The organism is Kamptonema formosum PCC 10802, assembly GCF_000332335.1.
GTDB lineage: Bacteria > Cyanobacteriota > Cyanobacteriia > Cyanobacteriales > Oscillatoriaceae > Oscillatoria.
Genome location: NZ_KB235948.1, coordinates 5,254,016 through 5,273,301, shown reverse-complemented (window position 1 = coordinate 5,273,301; position 19,286 = coordinate 5,254,016). Strand labels below are relative to the sequence as shown.

The window sequence follows — 19,286 nt, the reverse complement described above, 5'->3', positions numbered from 1 at the left end:
ACCGACCGGCTCAAGGCAGTCCCGAACGCAACTGACTTGACACTTTCGGGCTGGGATGTGTGTACCATTGGTACACAAATTTTCTCCAGCCCCGGCGGGGTGATGAAACCGACCGGCTCAAGGCAGTCCCGAACGCAACTGACTTGACACTTTCGGGCTGGGATGTGTGTACCATTGGTACACAAATTTTCTCCAGCCCCGGCGGGGTGATGAAACCGACCGGCTCAAGGCAGTCCCGAACGCAACTGACTTGACACTTTCGGGCTGGGATGTGTGTACCATTGGTACACAAATTTTCTCCAGCCCCGGCGGGGTGATGAAACCGACCGGCTCAAGGCAGTCCCGAACGCAACTGACTTGACACTTTTGGGCTGGGATGTGTGTACCATTGGTACACAAATTTTTTCCAGCCCCGGCGGGGTGATGACACTGATCGGCTCAAGGCAGTCCCGAACGCAACTGACTTGACACTTTTGGGCTGGGATGTGTGTACCATTGGTACACAAATTTTTTCCAGCCCCGGCGGGGTGATGAAACCGACCGGCTCAAGGCAGTCCCGAACGCAACTGACTTGACACTTTCGGGCTGGGATGTGTGTACCATTGGTACACAAATTTTCTCCAGCCCCGGCGGGGTGATGAAACCTTGAGCGGCTCTCGATCTGGTTATGGACAGGCGAGACGCCTGTTCAACGTCGGGGCGTTACACCGGCTGCAGCTGCTTGACTTTCCCTTCCAGGGATTTGATCAGGGAGTCAAACGGCTGGATGAATTTCACAATCCCGTCTTCGAGCAGTTCTGCCATCACTTCATCGAGATTGATGCCCAGCTGGGTTAGGGTTTCCACCAGCAGGTACGCTTCTCCCACGCCGGTTTCGATGCGGCTGGCCAGGTTGCAGTGGTCGGCGCAGGCTTCAATGGTTGCCGGCGGCATGGTGTTGACGGTATCGGGTCCGATGAGTTCGTCAACGTAGAGCACGTCGCTGTATTCGGGGTTTTTGGTGCTGGTGGACGCCCACAGTAGTCGCTGGACTTTGGCACCTTTGGCCGCTAGGGCTTGCCAGCGCTCGCTCTGAATAATCTCTTTATATTTCTGGTAGGCGATTTTAGCGTTGGCGATGGCATACTTGCCTTTGAGCTGCTTGAGCTGGGCTTTCTTTTCAGCGTCGTCCGCTGCCGCAATCATCTTGTCAAGTTGGGCGTCAACGTTGCTGTCGATGCGGCTGATGAAGAAGCTGGCGACGGAAGCGATGTTGGAGATATCTTTACCTTCGGCTGCCCGAGCTTCCAGACCCCGGATGTAAGCCCAGGCGGTTTCCACATAGCTCTGCACGGAGAACAGCAGGGTGATGTTGACGTTGATTCCTTCGCTGATGACTCGCTCGACTGCCGGCAAGCCTTCGGGGGTGCCGGGGATTTTAATCATCAGGTTGTCCCGGCCTATTTCTTGGTAGTAGCGCACAGCTTCCCGAATGGTGGCTTCGGTATCGCGGGCCAAGGAAGGCGGCACTTCAATGCTGACGTATCCGTCCAGCCCGCCGGTTTCGATATAGACGCCGCGCAAGATGTCGCAGGCGTTGCGAATGTCTTCAAATACCAGCGATTCGTAAATTTCTTGAACGGATTTGCCGGCGCGGATGCCTGCTTCGATATCGGTATCGTAGATGACATTGCCGGCGATGGCTTTTTCAAAAATGGCTGGGTTGGAGGTAATTCCCACGACTCCCCGGCTCGCAATCAGCTCTTTGAGTTCTCCGGACTGGATAATATTGCGGCTCAAATTATCCATCCAGATGCTCTGACCGTATTCTTTTTCAATCTGCAACAGAAGATTGTCTGCCATAGTTATTTTCAGTTGAGTTTTACGACTTGGTGGGGTCTGTAGGGGCGGGCACCGGAGCCCGCCCTGAGCAATGAGGTGAAGTCACTCATCACTCATTACTTTGTGAGGCTGACTGTTTTTTCCTCGGTTCGCTCGCGAATGAAGGACTCGACGAGTTCCACATCGTCTTTGCTGCCGATAATCAGGGGGGTGCGGGCGTGGAGAAAGTCTGGCACGACGTCCAAGATATCTTGGAGGCCGGTGCTGGCCCGTCCGCCGGCTTGCTCAATCAAAAAGGCCAAGGGAGCCGTTTCGTAGAGCAGGCGCAATTTGCCTTCCGGTTTTTTGACTGTACCGGGGTACAAGAACACGCCGCCGAGTAAGAGGATGCGGTGGAAGTCTCCCACCAGGGCTCCGCCATAGCGTGCAGTGTAGCCTTCATGCCGGTGGACGTAGCGGATGTAGTCCCGGATCGATTCGTCCCACTGCCAGAAGTTGCCTTCGTTGACGCTGTAAATGGAGCCGTGATCGGGAACCCGGATGTTTTCGTGGGACAGGATAAACTCGCCCAGGCTGGGGTCGAGGGTGAAGGAGTGGACTCCTCTGCCGATGGAGTAGACGAGCATGGTGCTGGGCCCATAGAGGATGTAGCCGGCGGCGATTTGCTTGCGCCCGTGCTGTAGCAGGTCGAGGGCGGAGCCATCCTCGTCTGTACCTTCTTGCTGGCGAATCGAGAAGATGGAACCCAGATTGAGGTTTATATCGAGGTTGGAAGAGCCATCAATCGGGTCATAGAGCAGGGTGTAGCGTCCAATGGGGCAGTTTTCTGGAATATAGTAGGGTTTTTCCATTTCCTCAGACGCCAGCCGACAGACCAGCCCGCTTTGCTTGAAGACGGAGATAAACACTTCATTGGCGTAGACGTCCATCTTTTTGACGGATTCTCCCTGCACGTTCACCTCGCCGGTGAATCCCAGCACGCCTTCGAGCAACCCAGCCCGGCTGAGGCGGCGAGAAATCAGCTTGGCCGCTAGGGCAATGCGATTCATCAGGGCGCTCAGGTCCTGAGCGTCAGCGGAGAAGCTCTGGAGCTGCTGCAGGACGTGACGGGACAGGGTCGTGCAATCCCGGTCCAGGGCGTGTTCCGAGGAGCTCGGCTGATAATTGTCTGCCATTGTTTTATCCTCCCTGTCGTGGCTTGAGACGCGGAATTTCGCCTCTCTACATCGGAGGGCAACGGCTCCGGGGGCGGATCCCCGCCGGTGGCACCGCCTCTGCCGGCGGGCGTGGTGCCGATCGTCCCTCACTTACTATCTTAGGGAGCGATTTCTAGACGGGCGATTAATTTTATGGGAACTAAAGAATGTTCTCGATTTGTGTTGAGTATCTTTGCTTATTCACCCGAAAAGCAGCGCCTGTTGAACAAAACATCAATAGTTCAATGCAAACATTGTGCGAAGTGCGTGCCGGTTTTGCATGAGGTGCCTCACCCCCTCTCAGTGCTGGCTCGGGCGGGGGGAGCTTGATTGAGGTGGGTTTTTCAGATGTTGGGCTCCTTTAAGCAGGGGTGGACATGGCTGCGGTGGGAGAAGCCAGAATTGACGAAAATATAAGGGTTTTAGCAACTGGGTGCCACCGGCAGAAGGGGTCTGGTGATTTATAAACTAATTGTTAAGCCTGAATGGGCAGGCAGAACCCGGGAATCTTGCCGCAAGATGGCTGAGTTTTCCAGCTCCCCCAGTACAAGACACCCGGTTTCTTGTTGCTCCGCATTTTCCTTATAAATTAGCTTTCAGGCGCTGATTCCACTCACTCGCTCTTCCCCCTGCTTAAAAATAAAAATCCAGCCGACACCAGTCAGAGTCTGGGCTTACTCTGTCTGGTGCCCGCTAGATAGTTTTGGGTGGGAATTCAGTTTTGTTGGGTGTCTTTTCCTACAGCTCTCAGGAGCGGCTGCTGGCTTGGGGGCAGAGACTCGCCGTCGCCTAGATCGCCCTAGAAGTTGTTGCGACGGCTGGGGCGATTATCTTCTTTTGGTCTCGCCTTATTCACCTTCAGCTGCCGCCCCATCCATTCCGCGCCGTCTAATTCTGAAATGGCGGTATCTTCATGAGCGTCGTCTGACATTTCAACAAATGCAAAGCCGCGCATCCGCCCGGTTTCTCGGTCTGTCGGCAATACGACTCGTTTGACCGGGCCGTATTCTGCAAATATTGCTTTTAAGTCTTCTTCGGTGGCTTGGTAAGACAGGTTTCCAATGTAAATGGTCATGTGGGTCACGAAATCTGAACGAGCAACTGAAGTTCAGAGGCACAGACGAAACTCTTGCCTGTGCGGGTCAGGCCAAGTCTTGACTGTCTGATTCACCTCGGGCTGAATTTCAAAACTTGGCCCCCACTCAAGGCGGCAGCGGCGTCTTCAACTCAACCTGTGGGTGATAGAACTGAACTTATTTGTGTCCTATGATAACTTGTAAATTTCATTTTGCCCGGTTATCTGTTTGACAAACTTGTGGGGGGCTCAGAAGTTCCTCAGCCTGCCGGCAACACACTACATCTAGGGGAGGTGAGATTTTTTTGACCGCACTGGTAGAGTGGCAGGGCAGCCCCAGTCCGGAAGTCCGGGGAATGGTGGTATCGCCGGACATCTCTGTCGCTGGCAAAGGTTAGTCGGACCGGCAGCGCCTGCAACAGGTCTGGCACACCTTTGGGTGCTGGCTTCCCCGCCCCCCAGAACGTTGTGTTTTTGGGCCGTCCCCGCCCCTACTTGGCCGGGTTGGGGTGTGCTGGAACCCGAGATCGCAACAGCAATGCAACCGGAGATGATGTAAATCCCGGTTGCGGGACTGAAATAGCGCTGCCCCAAGCTATCTTCAGCCGGACTGAACCTCAGTCAATGGCAATGGACTGAGGGCCACTCCTGCTGCCGCCGTTGGTGTCGTCGCCATATCCGGAAGTCTGGGAGGGAGTGCCGGCTTGCCGGTCGAGCCAGCTTTTCACTGGGTCGTCGGAGAGGTTGAGCCGGAGGATACCCGAGAAGAAGCCGCCCAAGAAGGCAACTGGATACTGGGTGAGTTCTTTGAAAACTGGGCTCAGTTCATCTAGGAACATTTAGAGTCTCCTGCTTTAAGCCGGTTTGCTGTCATTTGGTATCCTAGCGCGTCTGCGCGCAGGCAGGCTGTGGGGCTGCCGGTGGGCCTATTCCGGTTTTGGGTCGGGGAAGGCACACTTATTTTTCACCGGCTTGCTGCCAGCGGCGCGACCGGCAGGACTCACTTCCAACAATTGTACCATAACTCATCAAAATCCCCAAAGGATCGCCTTGGGGATTTGCTGCGGTTTCCGCTGCTTAGGAACTTGGAGCCTGTTCGGGCAACAGGCACTTGTCGGAATCGCAACCGGCAGGCCCAGCTTCTGACAATTCACCGGAGTCGTAGCGACTCAAAGCCCCATGAAAATCCTCCGTCCGCCGCTGCTTTAAAACCTCCCTCACAAGCTGGTTATACTGCTCCTTACTTACTGGCTCGAATGGCAAGCGCGGGAAGGTTTGATGGTCATCAAACCGCGCCAGAAGTGCGGCGGAAATATACCCTTCATCATCTCGAATCGCTTCATAAATGCGAGTCCCCAAGGCTTCAATTTCGTTTTCGCGCAGCTCGATCGTCGCCGAAGTATTGTGCCGGACGTAGAATTTTTGGACTTGCATATAAAAGTCCATTTGGGCCAGCGCTGAGAACTGGCTGATGTCAATGTCATCCGCCCCGGGCATATCAGCCCAGGGTACGGCGACGGGGATTTCCACCAGCCATTCTTGACATCGGGGATCGAAAGCGTCATTCAAAAGATTCCCGTTTTCATCTCTGTCAGACTGAGAGGGAATAACGCTGTAACCGTAGTCAATACAAGCCAGCGCTACGGGGTCATTTTTCCGGAAAGTAATGCGGCGGATAAAACGTTGCGATTTTGGCGGGTGCCATCCCGGAGACGCGCCGGTGAGCAGGGATTTTGTTCCGGATGGCTGCACCGTTGTGCAGCGATTCGGGCGTTTCAATCCGTGCCGGTCGCAGTAATCCCACACGGTGCGGTGCACGATGTCTTTCCACCGGCTCAGGTATTCCTGCTCTTGGCGCTTAAACTCCAGCCCCTGTGGGGTTGCCGGTCGCCCTTGGGCCCACCAGCGCAGCCAGTCAGGGCCGAAAGCACTGACGAAAAAGTCAAACAAGCCGGTGAAGGACACCCCCACAATTGGGTCTAGCTCGCGGCTGTACTGGTAGCGGGGCTCAACAAATTTGTGGTTCAGCAGCACGGCTACAGACAGTGCGCCGGCGGTGAAAGCCTCCTCCTGTTCCTTGTAATTCTGTGGGTCAATTTGATTGAGGTGTATCTCCGAAAGATTGCAGTGGAAGTTTGAGCCTAGAATTTCCATTAAAGCTGCCATTTCTGACAGGATTGGACTATATCTTCACCTGTTCTAGGTGGAGGGCGCTATCTGACCGTTATTGGTTTCCCGCAGGCCTAGTCTCTGAACGTTCTCCAGCCCTGAAGTTTACGGCTTTACATCTGGAGCTTCGCTGCTGATTGCCACGCACACCGGATGTGTTTAGGTTTCCAGCAATTCACCCTCTGACTGTCTAACCTGTCCCCAGGTTAGGCGGCAAAATCTCAGCTACCGCAAGGATTTAATCCCACACGAGCGAGTCGGTGTTCTAACTCATCGGGAGCGATATTGGGATAGCGTTCCTGCAACCACTCTCTAGCTTCTCCTCGGTCATAAGCTTTCAGAAAGTCTTTTTTTTGCTCTGATATCGAGAGCAAATCGCAATTAGCCCTGGCCACGGCTTCGCCGGCCCACTGGATGGCACCCTCTCCACTGTAATACTGCTTTCGCACCGCCTCGACGCACTCTTGCTCTGAGGGTTTTTGGTGAAATATTCTAGTGTGGTTTGCCATGCGAAGGGCATCGCGCTCTGGGTCAATCCGCCAGTTGCCATTTTCATCCTGCTGCCAGAGATTATTCTTGGCATTTGCTCCCAGTGTGTCTTCAGCGTGGAACTGGCGCATGCCGGCAGACCGGCGAATATTGCCGGCAACGATACAGACAGCGGCTTCATCAATCAGCAGGCAGCATTCAACGGAATTCAACTGCCGGCCAACGGCTTTATTCAGTATAGCCGCGCAGCGTTGGTAAAGTTCTGGCAATTTCACAGGATTTGCCACACCCCCAAAGCCTTTCAGAGGCTCACCGGCAGCCCGAACATCGCTGAGGTCAACGAAAACCTGAACTTCTCCGGAAAACCGCTCATCTGTGGACAGTTCCAGCAGGGCTTGATAGCACCCCACCCAGCCTTGACGGCTGTCGCCCACATACATGCGCACCAGTTCCTGCGGAGGCGCTACGCTAACGCCGCCTTCTATCCTGACTTCTGTCAGCTCTCGGCGCAAGTGGGCGGGGGTTGAGCCAATCTCACCTCCGACGGTTACGTTAAGGCGATTGCGAATGGCTGGGAGTTTGCTGATGTAGCGGGGTTCGAGCACTGCGCCGGTGCCGCAGCCCATCATGGCCAGATCCATCAGCAGCCCAAAGGCTCGCCAGTCGGTAATGTTTGTCGAAGAGCAGTTGTACGCGCCTGAGAAGTTCTCTTGCTGCTCGATCCACTCATTACCCCCCACCCACAGCCAGCGCCCAGAGGAAAGGGCTTTCAGCTGGCGCTGCATCCGGTACAGCAGGTCAGCTTCTTCGGGGGTGAGCTGGCCGAGTTTGGCCAGCCCCCGCACGGTGCGCTGGCACACCTGCTCCCACGTCTCGCGACCGGCACTCGTGCGACGGCTATATGTCCTGAAGAATACCGGGTTGGCTGCCGGTGCTGTTTCTGGAAAGTCCCCTGTCTGGCGTATTCGGTCGAGTCCTTTAATCATCGGTGATGTCTCGCTGTTGTTGAACCGCTCCCCACTGTAAGCGATTTTAGATATAGCGGTCAAACCTTGAAAAACGAGACATTTTGCACTATAACTAGAGGTTAACTGATTCTAGCCGCCGCAGGCCGCACCCCGCCGGCGCAACCGCGAGAGGATGGCCCCAGTTTCACCGGGAGCGCTGCCCTGCTCTCGCAAGCCCCTCTATTACAGGTTGACAACAATAGATTGGCCGGGGTGAGGGCGGGTAGCTCAAGTCAAGCGGAGAGAAACAGCCCGAGCATCCAAGATAGGGTTTTCTAGGTTTTGAACCGCACCGGCACAGCCCGGCGCTTTGCCAAACTGCAACAAAGGCGGGTTGAACTCATCGCTCGGGATTTCAGCAACACGCCCAGAGGCTACTGTTGAACCAGCGGTTTATTGGGTTTTGCCGCCAGCACGGTCAAAAATACAGATATAGCAGTATGCACTTAGGTTAGAACATTAGACCTTCAGGCTCGGCGGACGCCTGCCCTACGTCTATAGAGCAGTAAGCATTTAGGAAACCTACATTTCGGCCTCCCTTGCTCCAGAGCTCCCGAAGCTTCTATTGTTTTAACCAATATGACTGCTGCTATACAAGCAACCGCTGGGGACTGAACCCCCTATTTAAAGACGAGTTAGAGGTCATTTATAGAAGTTCTCAACTAGAGCGCTCCTCATATTAGTGAGGTAAGTAAAGAGCTGGTTTCTTAAATAAACCGGGTTATGAATGCGGACTTCATATAACTGAGTGCCGCTCTAGCGCCTAAATCATTTGTGTAAATTTAAGACCCCCGGTTTCTCAAATAAACCGGGGGTCTGGGGAGCAACCCGTTTTTGAAACTACCCTGATGAGGGCGAAGCATTCGGATGAGCAATTGCTGGTTTTTCCCGAGAGATTATTCGCCCGAATGCTTCGCCCCTACATAATCGGGATGCTCACGGTATCTGGGCAGCCATAAGTTGCGAAAATCGGTGGTGCTGCAAAGTAAGGATACAGGAATGTGGATCACTTCTGTAAAGAAAAGTTATAAGGATGGATAAAATACCAAATCGCCCCAATATGATTCGATAGTTTTTTAGAAAATGCCAGAGTCTTTCTAACTAATCTTGACACTCTTTGCCTGAGGGTATTGTTAAACCGTTCTATATAGAAAGTCTTGCCGGTTTCTTTCCCTACTGCTTTGTGCCGACTTTGAGGAAAAACTCTGGAATAAGCACTCCAAAAATCTGTGTAACTAATAGCGCATTGGCGATAAACTGGTGGGAGAGAATCCCAAAGACCTTTGGCACCGGCTTCATCTCTGCTCCCAATATATACTCCTACAATCTCCTTGGTTAACACATCAATAGCCAGCCAGACCCACTGTTTGTTGCCCTTGTGACCTACAAATGACCACAGTTCATCACATTGAATGGTTAGCTTGCCCTTTTTTTTTGATTTGACTTGAACCTGTCTGGGAACTGAGGCAAATTTTTGATGGATATAGTATTGCAGCCACCTGAGAGACACTCCTGTTACTCGGGCAATTCCAGCTAGGGGGATTTTCTCTAGTAAAAGCTTATCTACCAAGATTTTTGTTTCTTCTGTAATAGGTTGATGTCTGGGGTTTTCAATAAACTGTCTGCCACAGACTCTACACTTAAAGTTTTGCTTCCCACTATGAGTGAGGCCATTTTTAACGATGTTTTCAGATCCGCAGCGTGGACAATTCATAAAATTCAAGTTTTCTGGCATGATAGAATTACCATTCTAGCACACCTGTCCTTACTTTGCAGCACTCCCCGAAACTCATTTATAAATGCTACAAATTTTAACAAAAATTAACGGATAATTAGCGATGAAAACCTCACCCTTAATCGCCGCACTTTGCTGCTTGAGTACCTTATTTATAAGTGCGGCAACTGGTTCTGCCGCACTGGCGCAGAGAACCGGCACTCAACTGTCACCGGCTCAAGTGCAGCTGCTGCAGTCTCTCGGCCTAAGAATTGCTGTCCCCACTTATATCCCACCCGGATTTGAGATTAAGATCGTGCGGGCGGAAATCCTTCCGGGAAGTGCCGGCGGCGCGCCTCGATATATTATATTCTACAGAGACTCGAATAATTCCTGCTTTGCGATTGAAGCGATCGGCGGTGGGGGGAGAAACCCGGAACTGGAATCCAGCTTACCTGTGAGCTCTCGGTTTTTTGGCAGCAGTTACAAGCTGAATTACGGGAAGTCTGCAAAAGCGGCTAACTCCCGCAGCTATATGTTTTCTGACTGGATGGAAAAGGATGGCAACTTTTATCGCAACGCCTGCACCTCTGAGGGGGTTCCCCCCGCCAGTTCTAAATCGGCTTGCAAGAACATCAGTCCGGAAGAGGCTGTCCGGGTCACGGAGTCGCTAGAATATTTTAATCCTTAATGATATAATATTTGGGATATTAATGCAGAGGGGGCGTTAGGGCGCTCGCTGTAACGCCCCTACGCCCTATCTTAACCAAGTTCAAATTTGCATGCCTCTCGCTCTTTGGCGAACGCCTTTAGCCCGCGCCCTTTATCGCAATCGCAGCCTAGTGTACGCCCGCTACTTGCAACTGGCGACGGTTGGGAATGACGGCAAACCGGCCAACCGAACTGTTGTTTTTCGCGGCTTTCTCGACGACACCAACCAGCTGAAATTTGTCACAGACGCCCGCAGCGAGAAAGCCGGCCAAATTGACAGCAATCCCTGGGGAGAGGCTTGCTGGTATTTCCCGAAAACGCGGGAGCAATTCCGCATTTCGGGAATGCTGAGGCTGGTGCGAGACACTGAGCCGGACTCAGAACTGCAAAAAGCCCGGCAGATTGCTTGGCAGGAAATCTCTGAGGGCGCACGAGCGCAGTTTGCTTGGCCACATCCGGGTAAACCGAGAGCGGATGCGGGCGCTTTTGCGCCTAGCTCACTGGCAGACAGAGAGCCTTTACCGCATTTTTGCCTGCTGCTGCTTTTGCCGGCAATTGTGGATCATCTGGAGTTGCGAGGCGATCCCCAAAATCGCTGCATCTACCGGCTCGACAGCGAGGGGGGTTGGGAAGTCCAACCGGTGAATCCCTGAGGGGATTGGGAACGGGGCATGGGGCATGGGGCATTGGGCCTTGGGCAAAAGCGAATTTCTGGCCGTTCGGTGCGGGCGCGCCAGCGCAGCGCGTAGATCTTCCCCATGCGCCATGCGCCATGCGCTGTGCCTGACCGGCTAGATGCCTGCGCCATCCAAGAATTCCTGAATTTGCTTGTCGCGGATGCGGCACTTGGGGGCGAGCTCTGCGGGGGGCAGGATAGGGGAAGCATCCAAGAGTGCCGGGGCGCTGGGGGTGGGGCGGTCGAATGGGACAACAGCGGGCACAAGAGCCGGCTGGCGCTTTAGGGTTTGGACTTGTTCTTCGAGCGCCTCAATGCGGTCGAGCAAGGCGCGGATGGCGGTGGCTTCGGAATCGGGCAGCTGGCCGTGTTCCAGGGGGTTGACGCGGACGCCGGAGCGATGTATAATCCGACCGGGAATGCCGACTACGGTGCAGTCGGAAGGGACATCGCGCAGGACGACGGAACCGGCACCGATGCGGACGTTGTTGCCGATCTGGATATTGCCGAGTACCTTGGCACCGGCACCGACGACGACGTTTTCGCCGAGGGTGGGGTGACGCTTGCCACTTTCCTTGCCGGTGCCGCCGAGGGTGACTCCCTGGTAGATGAGGGCGTAGTCTCCGACAATGGCGGTTTCGCCGATGACAACGCCCATGCCGTGGTCAATAAACACGCCCAAGCCGATGGCCGCGCCGGGGTGAATTTCGATGCCGGTGAGGAAGCGAGAAAAGTAGGAGATCAGGCGGGGGATGAAGGGAATTCCCAGGACGTGCAGCCAGTGGGCTATCCGGTGGAACAGCAGCGCCTGCAGCCCCGGGTAGCAAAACAGAACCTCTAGCCAGTTGCGAGCGGCTGGATCGCGATCGAAGATGATGCGGAAGTCGGCAACAAGAGTATTGAGCACGGGAGGATACGCAGTTGTGGCAAAACACAGTAGTGACTATTTTACCGTCCTTGCTGCCGGTGCCTGTCTGCCAATCTGCCGTATTGTAGCGCCTCAAGGAAAGCGGCCCGGAGTTGGAGCGCGTCACAAGGGTGACTGTTACACTGGGTTTAGCTGGGTTACGGCTGCACCACGGAGAGCTTGTAATCGACGCTCGGGGCCGGTTCAATGCCTCCAACCCAGACGCTGTACTCGCCGGCTTTCCAGTCAGAGTCTTCAATGCTGGCATCTTTATTCTTGCCGGTATCGTCGCCGCAGCGAACAATTCCGCCGGGCCCCATGATGGCCAGGGTTGTGTCTTTACGTTTGCTATCAACTTGGACTCTCAGGCGAGGGAAGTCTTTCTCCAAGACGAGAACCAAATCGGGGGCGCTGTCAGCAAAGCCCAAACAGGGGTTGCCGTGGCGATCCCTGGAAGCCACAATGGCAGGCAGGGATGTGGAGCCACTGGTGTAGCCGGTGACAACGGCTGCTGAGGGTGGAAAGCCCGGTGCGAGGCTGATTTTACCAAAAATAGGCTTTTCTGCAAGAGCCGGCAGGTTGCTCAGTGCCGTCACCGCAGCCAGGAAACAGCCGTATTTGAACCACTGCAGGGTGCTTCTAAACATTCCCCCACTATCTCCTAAATATCTCAGACGTTTACTTTCTGTCTCCTCTCAGGGGAGAATTCAGAGCGTGCTAATTCAGTGGTAGCAAGCGATGAGGAGTTCAATGGCGGGGGGGTGACAATTTTATTTCTGCCACAGACACTTGATACAGTTTCAACGCCGCGTTTGGGTTTGGGTTGTGAGCGAGCCTCTGATAATGTTGACGGTTATGATTTTTGGCGGCTGGCTGCTGATTAAAGCTTTCGTCTTCCTGCCGCTGGACTCGCTTAACTTTTTGGATCTGCCGACATGGCTAAGTCTGTCCGTTTTATTGCTGGTGTTTTTCTGGCTGTTTGGAGAGTGATCTCCAGTCCGGATGATGAGTATTGTATGGGAGGTGCAAAAAGGGGAGAATCGAGCGAATGCGCCGAATCGCGTCTTGCGACGGGTCGCAGGACGCGCTTGCGCGCAAGGGAGGCGGGGGAGAAGTTTTTAACCTTCTGGCTTGTTGGCGGTCCCTTCCGTCTCGGTTACAAGTGGGGGTACTCTTTAAGAATCAGCAAGCAATTGCCCTGGCCATCAGTGTGCGTGTAATTCAGACAATCTGCGATTTGCCGCATGAGTTTCAGACCGCGCCCCCCCTCATCATCGGCATCCACTTGGGCCGGCATAGTTCTGAGGCGCTGCTCTAAATCAAAGGGCTGTCCGCGATCCCAAATGCGTATTTCTAATCGCTGAGGGAAAATTGTTACCTCGATATCGACCGGCACTTCAGGGGGTTTCCCTTTGTGGGCGTGCCGGACAGCGTTCGTAAATCCCTCCGCCAGGGCTAACTGGCACTGCATCCAAATGTATTTGGGAACTGGAGGGCGGTTAAATTGGTCGAACCATGCTAGAACTTTTGAGAGAGCGCTGATGTCTGTTTTGACTTGAATGTCCGCTTTTTGGAGGGAGGGCAAATTGCCGCAATCATTTAATTTCATGGCCTCGCGTTCGCTCATAGCATTCGGGGGAGTTGACATTAATAAATTCAAGCTAAACCGCTCAAAAAGCATGCGGGGGCGCTGGCTTCTATTAAACTATAAATGGCTCACCTGCGCGTTCGTGCCGGTCGGGGCGCGCGGGGGCGAGGGGGTTCAGTTTCCAGTCGGGCCGACTGGCTGGCCCGAGGCTGGGGCTGCCGGCAGGAGGGGGCTCGTGCTAACCTGTAAATGGCCCGCCGGCGAGGGCTCGATGTAAAAAAACCGCAATCAAAGGGTGAGTAATTTATTGAGAGTAAAGAGGGGAGGCTGCCGACCGCAATTGTTTCTGGTGAGAGCAAATCGTCGCAGTGGACTAGAGCCGAGCCCGGTGGCGGCAGGGGCAAGAGTGACTGGGATGACGCGCAACGTTGTGTAAGAAAATTTAACATTTTCACAGGGGCGAGAGCTGCGAGAGAGGAGGTGATATGACGGGGTGGCCGCTGCTTTTTGAAGCGCAGGCACTTTCTGTAAACTCTATCTTGGTAAAACTCCTTTTCATTTTTGGCATCTTAGGCTATTATCGACTTTTAAGCGGCTCCCTTGCAGTTGCTTTACCATATGACACAAATTCTAGTGATTGATGATGACCCTACGATTCGGCTGGTGCTGACGAAAGCGCTGCAAAAGCAGGGTTATAAGGTGACAGTGGCCACAAATGGGCAAGAAGGGATTGAGCAGGCGCAGCGGTTGCGACCGGCCTTAATTATCAGTGACTGGATGATGCCCCTGATGGATGGGCTTGAGGTGTGCCGGTGGGTGAAGGCGAATCCAGAGCTGTCAGCGACATTTTTCATCCTGCTGACGGCGCGGGGGGAAATCGAGGATCGGGTGATAGGGCTGGATACCGGCGCGGATGAATTTCTCTCGAAGCCAATTGAGATCAATGAGCTGAACGCACGGGTGCGAGCGGGACTGAGGATACACCAGCTAAATCAAGATTTGCAAAAGCTCAATCAAGATTTGCAAAGCAAACAGACAATTTTGGAGGCGGACTTGGCTGATGCGGCGGACTACGTGCAGTCGCTGCTGCCATCGACCTTTGAGGGAGAGCCGGTGAGTGTCAAGGCGAAGTTTATTCCCTCCAAACAGCTGGGGGGCGATTGCTTTGACTACTACTGGCTCGATCCAGATCGCTTGGTCATTTACCTGCTGGATGTGGCGGGACATGGTGTCGGACCGGCGCTGCTCTCAGTTTTGGTGCTGAACCTGCTGCGCTCGCGCTCGCTGCCCAACACCAATTTTTCTCAGCCCAACGAAGTTTTGTATGCCCTGAATCAGTATTTCCAGCTGAATCACCAGCGGTCTGCCTACGTTGACAAATACTTCACAATCTGGTATGGGGTGTATCACCGAGTCAAGCGGCGGCTGGTTTATGCCAGCGCTGGCCACCCACCGGCAGTGTTGCTCTCCGGGAAAACGCCAGCCTTCCCCGAGGTGAAAAAGCTGAAAACACCGGGCTTGCCGATTGGCATGTTCCCTGAAGCAGAATATATATGCGAGTCTTGCGATATTGACACCTCCAGCACCCTATATGTCTTTAGTGATGGCGTTTACGAAATTAACCAACCTGACGGCACGCTGTGGGGCATGGATGCCTTCATCGACCTGGCGGCGCACTACAGGCAGACAGAGACTGCCGATGTGGAGCATCTGTTAAATTCCATTCGGAAAGTCAGCTCAAAAGACTCGTTTGACGACGATCTTTCCCTGCTGCAAATCAATTTCGGTTAGCGGCTATACTCAAGGGACCTTGGGGTGAATTTGAATGAGGAATTGTGAGGGTAGATTTAAAATTATAAATTCAAAATTCCCTATTCAAAATTCTAAATTAAATCAAGCCCAAAGTCCCTTAATTTGCTGAAAGGACATTCTTTTTAAATTCATCTTGGTTGGAAAAAATCTGAAATACGCGATCCATACTCGTCAGCTCAAACAGCATTTTGACTTGAGCGTTGATCGAGCAGATAAACAGCTTGCTCCCGGCAGAACGCACGGCTTTGAGTGCTGACACCAGAGCACCTAAACCAGAACTGTCAATGAAGGTGACATCCTTCAGATCGATTAATACGATATCTGCTCCCTGCTTAAGAATACCGTTAATCTCTTCGCGCACTTGAGTGGCCTTCGTACCGTCTAAAAGGCCAGAGGGTTGAAGAACTTTCACAACAGGACTCATAGATTTCCGCGTTCGTGAGTGAATCTGCATTTGGGCTGTTGGGCTGGTCTGTCCCCGGCTGAACCTGAATGGGCTGCCGGTTTGGAGAGAGCCGGTAGGAATTGCTCTCGTTGCTGGACGCTCGCAATCAATTGTTGCTCAGATAAAGCGAAAGGATGCACCCCCATTTGGCAACTATACCTCACATGGATGGCGTTTAACGACTCGGGGGCTTGGATGCCGGCGCGACCGCAGTGGGCCACCGCAAGGGGTGCCCGCACTCACCGGCACCCCTGACTCCGCCACGCCCTTTCGGGACTTTCCGCCGCCCAGTTTCTGGGGTGGGGGTGCGGGCGATCGTGAGCCTGGGGCCATCACGCCGTGGGGACATCGGGTGCCGGTGCTGGCAGGTGTGGAATGGAGACGGGACATGTCGCGTCCCCACAAGGTCTGGAGCCCGATCCCGGACTGCCGGTGCCGCTTTTGCCCCTTACAGTATAGTAGTAAAATTTACCGCTAGCTAGCTGCTGGCGTCAGCGACCGACCGGAAATCAAAGCCTCTACCAGCTCAAATAAAAAACATCAAAGGCGGGAGAAACGTTTTCCCAGCCCTAAATACCAGTGCCAAACAACTGAAACAGGAGGGAAGTGAAGCGGAAAAAGCGCTGCTTCTACTTCCAGATGCCTCTTTTGTCTGGCCCCACTACCCGCTAGCGGCAAGTCATTTCTTGCCAAACGACTTCTCCCCATACCAGCCTATAAATATGTTATAATCGCCCTAAAAATCCGGGAAAATCCAAACGATTCAGATGGAGTATATTAACATTTTAGGACTGACAGCTGCCCCCTAATAGCGGGAGCTTTGGTGCGGCAAGGAATGAAAAACTGGAAAAGCCGCAAAGCCAAAGATGTCTCTTTATAAATGCCGGGACTCTTCTGCACGGGCAGCTTCTTGTGGATGGTGTACGGGCTTCTCATTAAGTCTGTTCCCGCAAGTATAGCCAACCCACCTTGCTCCTGAATCTCACAATTTTATGGCTATAAATCCAATATAAATAAGCCAGCGCTGCTGCCCCTCCCCAAAAAACAGAGGCTGGATTATCCCCCGCCAGACGTATTGACGGCAATAACTTGAGACAGGGCGATCGTCTTGCGCCGCCCAAATTGAGAGGGGGAGAGCCTGTAGATTTGCCGTTTCCAGTCTCAGGCTGGGAGCGGTGAAAGGAGGGGCACCCCTTGCCGGTGCCTGGAAAAAAGATAAAATGGCAGATAGACGTGTAAAGCATGCAATTCTAACTCATCTGTGACGGCTGACGTATTTTCTGCGGAGCGACTCCTCTTCACACCGGCAACCCCGGATGGCGGTGCGGTGCCCACTATTTTTGCCTTTCCCAACGAGTACAGCGTTGGCATAACCAGCCTCGGCTATCAAGTGGTGTGGGCGACTTTAGCCATGCGCCCCGACGTGCGGGTTAGCCGGCTGTTTGCAGACACCCGCGAGCCACTGCCGGCATCTCCAGAATTAGTGGGATTTTCAATATCATGGGAGCTTGATTATGTCAATATCCTCAGCCTGCTGGAATTCCTAGAAATTCCGATTCGGGCGGCGAATCGGACTGAAAGCAATCCGATTGTATTCGGTGGGGGGCCGGTTTTGACGGCCAACCCAGAACCTTTCGCAGATTTCTTTGATGTTATTTTGCTCGGAGATGGGGAAACCCTGCTGGGAGATTTCATCGAAGCTTACAAGGAAGTCCGCAACGCTGAAAGGTCAATTCAGCTGCGGCATCTCGCACAAGTGCCGGGAGTTTATGTTCCCACCCTTTATGAGGTACAGTATCACAGCCCGGATGGGGCTATAAAATCGATAGCGCCGGCATTCCCCGAAATTCCGGCGCAGGTGCAAAAGCAAACTTACCGGGGCAATATTCTCTCGGCTTCAACGGTGGTGACAGAAAAAGCGGCGTGGGAAAACATCTATATGGTGGAAGTGGTGCGCAGCTGTCCGGAAATGTGCCGGTTCTGTTTGGCGAGCTATCTAACCCTGCCGTTTAGAACGGCGAGTGTGGGAGATTCCCTGATTCCCGCCATTGAGCGGGGGCTGCAAGTCACTGACCGGCTGGGTTTGCTGGGCGCGTCTGTCACCCAGCACCCAGAATTTGACACGCTGCTGGATTATTTGAGCCAGCCAAAGTATGACAGCGTGCGGCTGAGTATAGCGTCGGTGCGGACAAATACCGTCACCGAGAAGTTAGCGCAAATTCTGGCTAATCGAGATACCCGCTCGCTGACGATTGCGGTGGAGAGCGGTTCCGAAAGACTGCGGGAAATCATCAACAAAAAACTCAAAAATGATGAGATTATCCAAGCTGCTGTTAATGCCAAAGCCGGCGGTTTGAGCGGGCTGAAGCTCTACGGAATGGTGGGCCTGCCCGGGGAGGAGCCGGCAGATATAGAGCAAACAGTGGCGATGGTGCGAGACATTAAAAAAGCCGCGCCGGGATTGCGCTTGACGCTGGGCTGCAGCACGTTTGTGCCGAAAGCTCACACGCCGTTTCAGTGGTTTGGGGTGAGCGGAGAGGCGGAAAAGCGGCTGAAGTTCCTGGAAAAGCAATTGCGGCGCGAGGGGGCTGATTTTCGCCCCGAAAGTTACAACTGGTCAGTGATTCAGGCATTACTTTCCAGGGGCGACCGGCGGCTGTCTCACCTGTTAGAATTAGTGCGGCACTACGGCGACTCTCTCGGCAGTTACCGGCGGGCTTTCAAAGAGCTGCGCGGCAAGCTGCCCGAGATGGATTTTTACGTCCGCGACCACTGGTCTTTAGAGCAAGTTTTGCCCTGGAGCCACTTGCTCGGACCCCTGCCTGCCGCTACCCTGCAAAAGCACCTAGCTGCAGCGGCGGCTCTTTTTCCCCAGTAAGATCGCGCCGGCGCTTCGGCGCTGGCAAACGGGCTGCTATGGAATACGCCAGATTGGGCGAGGGTGAGCGGGGGAGAGTCACTGGATTCTACCCTCGATCCTGGCTTGACTGAGCCGCCGCCGGCACCCAATAATTAAGAAATAGTTAAGGCCGGAGAGAAATAGCTGGCCGAGGGTGTAAATTGATATCTCAAAGAGTTGAGGGCGTTGCTCCCTCATTTCTGCGGAACAGCACCACTGAGCTAAAGGCAGATAAAAGTATGGCACCGGCAAAACCGGAAATGAATTGCATGCGGGCCATGAAGCTGGCCCTGTTGAGTGCGGGGGCGTGTTTGCTGTTCGCCCCTGCGGTAAAGGCAGTTGGAGTGACGGGGGGCGCTGCCGATGGTGCGGCGGCTTTCCAGGAGGCGGCAGGAACGGGCAATTTAGAGCCGGCTATGTCGGGGATTTCACCGAGTAGCAGGCCGGTGTTGCTGGCTGACGCGATTTGCGGATATCGTTCAGGAGCGATCCGGTGGTTCGAGACAAAAAACTACAAGATATATATTTGCGAAAGTAATGAGACGGGAATGCGTACTTACGTCGGGATGGAAAAGGGAAATGAGACGAAGAGCAACGTGACTTTGCCGATCGAAGCTTATGACGGTGTCACTTTTGCTGCGAGGAACGGGGATGTGACATACACTATCAATTCCGAAGAGCTAGTGGTCACTCAGAATGGCGAGGTCATCGGCAGGGAAGAGGTGCTGCAATCGGGAAAAGAGTAAGTTTAAATGATTTGGAAAAGGCTTAGAGCCC

The 19,286-nt window shown here is 53.7% G+C and carries 18 protein-coding genes; 7 read left to right on the top strand and 11 right to left on the bottom strand.

Annotated elements, in window-relative coordinates; all coding sequences use genetic code 11:
- Nucleotides 1-702: 702 nt before the first annotated feature.
- The 7 genes from tal to OSC10802_RS0123135 form a co-directional block, all read right to left on the bottom strand.
- On the bottom strand, nucleotides 703-1,842 hold the full coding sequence (gene tal / locus OSC10802_RS0123165; RefSeq protein ID WP_017719157.1) for a transaldolase: 1,140 nt from the start codon (nucleotides 1,840-1,842) through the stop codon (nucleotides 703-705).
- A 95-nt stretch (nucleotides 1,843-1,937) separates the two neighbouring features.
- The gene (fbp, locus tag OSC10802_RS0123160; protein ID WP_017719156.1) at nucleotides 1,938-2,996 is read right to left on the bottom strand and encodes a class 1 fructose-bisphosphatase; all 1,059 of its coding nucleotides are present in this window, start codon (nucleotides 2,994-2,996) and stop codon (nucleotides 1,938-1,940) included.
- An 820-nt stretch (nucleotides 2,997-3,816) separates the two neighbouring features.
- On the bottom strand, nucleotides 3,817-4,092 hold the full coding sequence (rbp, locus tag OSC10802_RS0123155) for an RNA-binding regulator (protein ID WP_017719155.1): 276 nt from the start codon (nucleotides 4,090-4,092) through the stop codon (nucleotides 3,817-3,819).
- Between the two features lie 617 nt (nucleotides 4,093-4,709).
- A complete protein-coding gene (locus OSC10802_RS0123150; protein WP_017719154.1) occupies nucleotides 4,710-4,931 on the bottom strand; it encodes a ssl0294 family protein in 222 nt (73 codons plus the stop codon).
- 238 nt (nucleotides 4,932-5,169) lie between these two features.
- Complete coding sequence (nrdJ, locus tag OSC10802_RS41385) at nucleotides 5,170-6,258, bottom strand: ribonucleoside-triphosphate reductase, adenosylcobalamin-dependent (RefSeq protein WP_232731732.1); 1,089 nt, start codon at nucleotides 6,256-6,258, stop codon at nucleotides 5,170-5,172.
- A 224-nt stretch (nucleotides 6,259-6,482) separates the two neighbouring features.
- Nucleotides 6,483-7,799, bottom strand: coding sequence for a ribonucleoside-triphosphate reductase, adenosylcobalamin-dependent (gene nrdJ / locus OSC10802_RS41380; protein ID WP_232731731.1), 1,317 nt, complete (start codon nucleotides 7,797-7,799; stop codon nucleotides 6,483-6,485).
- A gap of 964 nt (nucleotides 7,800-8,763) precedes the next feature.
- Nucleotides 8,764-9,471 (bottom strand): IS1 family transposase, encoded by a 708-nt coding sequence (locus tag OSC10802_RS0123135; protein WP_026098728.1) that lies wholly within the window; start codon nucleotides 9,469-9,471, stop codon nucleotides 8,764-8,766.
- A 124-nt stretch (nucleotides 9,472-9,595) separates the two neighbouring features.
- On the opposite strand from OSC10802_RS0123135, the gene OSC10802_RS41375 reads away from it, so the two are divergent.
- Together OSC10802_RS41375 and OSC10802_RS0123125 are read left to right on the top strand one after the other, a co-directional pair.
- A complete protein-coding gene (locus OSC10802_RS41375) occupies nucleotides 9,596-10,162 on the top strand; it encodes a hypothetical protein (protein ID WP_017719151.1) in 567 nt (188 codons plus the stop codon).
- 91 nt (nucleotides 10,163-10,253) lie between these two features.
- Nucleotides 10,254-10,835, top strand: coding sequence for an Npun_F5749 family FMN-dependent PPOX-type flavoprotein (locus OSC10802_RS0123125; protein ID WP_017719150.1), 582 nt, complete (start codon nucleotides 10,254-10,256; stop codon nucleotides 10,833-10,835).
- Nucleotides 10,836-10,973: 138 nt separating this feature from the next.
- On the opposite strand, the gene cysE is transcribed toward OSC10802_RS0123125, so the two are convergent.
- Together cysE and OSC10802_RS0123115 are read right to left on the bottom strand one after the other, a co-directional pair.
- Nucleotides 10,974-11,765 (bottom strand): serine O-acetyltransferase, encoded by a 792-nt coding sequence (gene cysE, locus OSC10802_RS0123120; protein ID WP_017719149.1) that lies wholly within the window; start codon nucleotides 11,763-11,765, stop codon nucleotides 10,974-10,976.
- A gap of 158 nt (nucleotides 11,766-11,923) precedes the next feature.
- Nucleotides 11,924-12,412: a hypothetical protein gene (locus OSC10802_RS0123115; RefSeq protein ID WP_017719148.1), complete on the bottom strand. Its 489-nt coding sequence runs from the start codon at nucleotides 12,410-12,412 to the stop codon at nucleotides 11,924-11,926.
- Between the two features lie 196 nt (nucleotides 12,413-12,608).
- Between OSC10802_RS0123115 and OSC10802_RS50750 the strand changes: the two genes are divergently transcribed.
- Nucleotides 12,609-12,755, top strand: a complete 147-nt coding sequence (locus tag OSC10802_RS50750; RefSeq protein ID WP_155968249.1) for a hypothetical protein — start codon at nucleotides 12,609-12,611, stop codon at nucleotides 12,753-12,755.
- A gap of 166 nt (nucleotides 12,756-12,921) precedes the next feature.
- Here the strand turns inward: OSC10802_RS50750 and OSC10802_RS0123105 are convergent, their stop codons facing one another.
- The gene (locus tag OSC10802_RS0123105; RefSeq protein ID WP_232731730.1) at nucleotides 12,922-13,392 is read right to left on the bottom strand and encodes an ATP-binding protein; all 471 of its coding nucleotides are present in this window, start codon (nucleotides 13,390-13,392) and stop codon (nucleotides 12,922-12,924) included.
- A 579-nt stretch (nucleotides 13,393-13,971) separates the two neighbouring features.
- On the opposite strand from OSC10802_RS0123105, the gene OSC10802_RS0123095 reads away from it, so the two are divergent.
- Nucleotides 13,972-15,144 (top strand): PP2C family protein-serine/threonine phosphatase, encoded by a 1,173-nt coding sequence (locus OSC10802_RS0123095; protein WP_017719144.1) that lies wholly within the window; start codon nucleotides 13,972-13,974, stop codon nucleotides 15,142-15,144.
- 118 nt (nucleotides 15,145-15,262) lie between these two features.
- Here OSC10802_RS0123095 and OSC10802_RS0123090 read toward each other — a convergent pair whose 3' ends face one another.
- Nucleotides 15,263-15,589 (bottom strand): STAS domain-containing protein, encoded by a 327-nt coding sequence (locus tag OSC10802_RS0123090; RefSeq protein WP_017719143.1) that lies wholly within the window; start codon nucleotides 15,587-15,589, stop codon nucleotides 15,263-15,265.
- A gap of 212 nt (nucleotides 15,590-15,801) precedes the next feature.
- Here OSC10802_RS0123090 and OSC10802_RS50745 point away from each other — a divergent pair, with 212 nt between their 5' ends.
- From OSC10802_RS50745 to OSC10802_RS0123080, 3 genes are all read left to right on the top strand, one after another.
- The gene (locus OSC10802_RS50745) at nucleotides 15,802-16,092 is read left to right on the top strand and encodes a hypothetical protein (protein WP_198525171.1); all 291 of its coding nucleotides are present in this window, start codon (nucleotides 15,802-15,804) and stop codon (nucleotides 16,090-16,092) included.
- Between the two features lie 779 nt (nucleotides 16,093-16,871).
- The gene (locus tag OSC10802_RS0123085; protein WP_017719142.1) at nucleotides 16,872-18,488 is read left to right on the top strand and encodes a B12-binding domain-containing radical SAM protein; all 1,617 of its coding nucleotides are present in this window, start codon (nucleotides 16,872-16,874) and stop codon (nucleotides 18,486-18,488) included.
- A gap of 182 nt (nucleotides 18,489-18,670) precedes the next feature.
- On the top strand, nucleotides 18,671-19,255 hold the full coding sequence (locus OSC10802_RS0123080; protein ID WP_155968245.1) for a hypothetical protein: 585 nt from the start codon (nucleotides 18,671-18,673) through the stop codon (nucleotides 19,253-19,255).
- The last annotated feature ends 31 nt before the right edge of the window (nucleotides 19,256-19,286 follow it).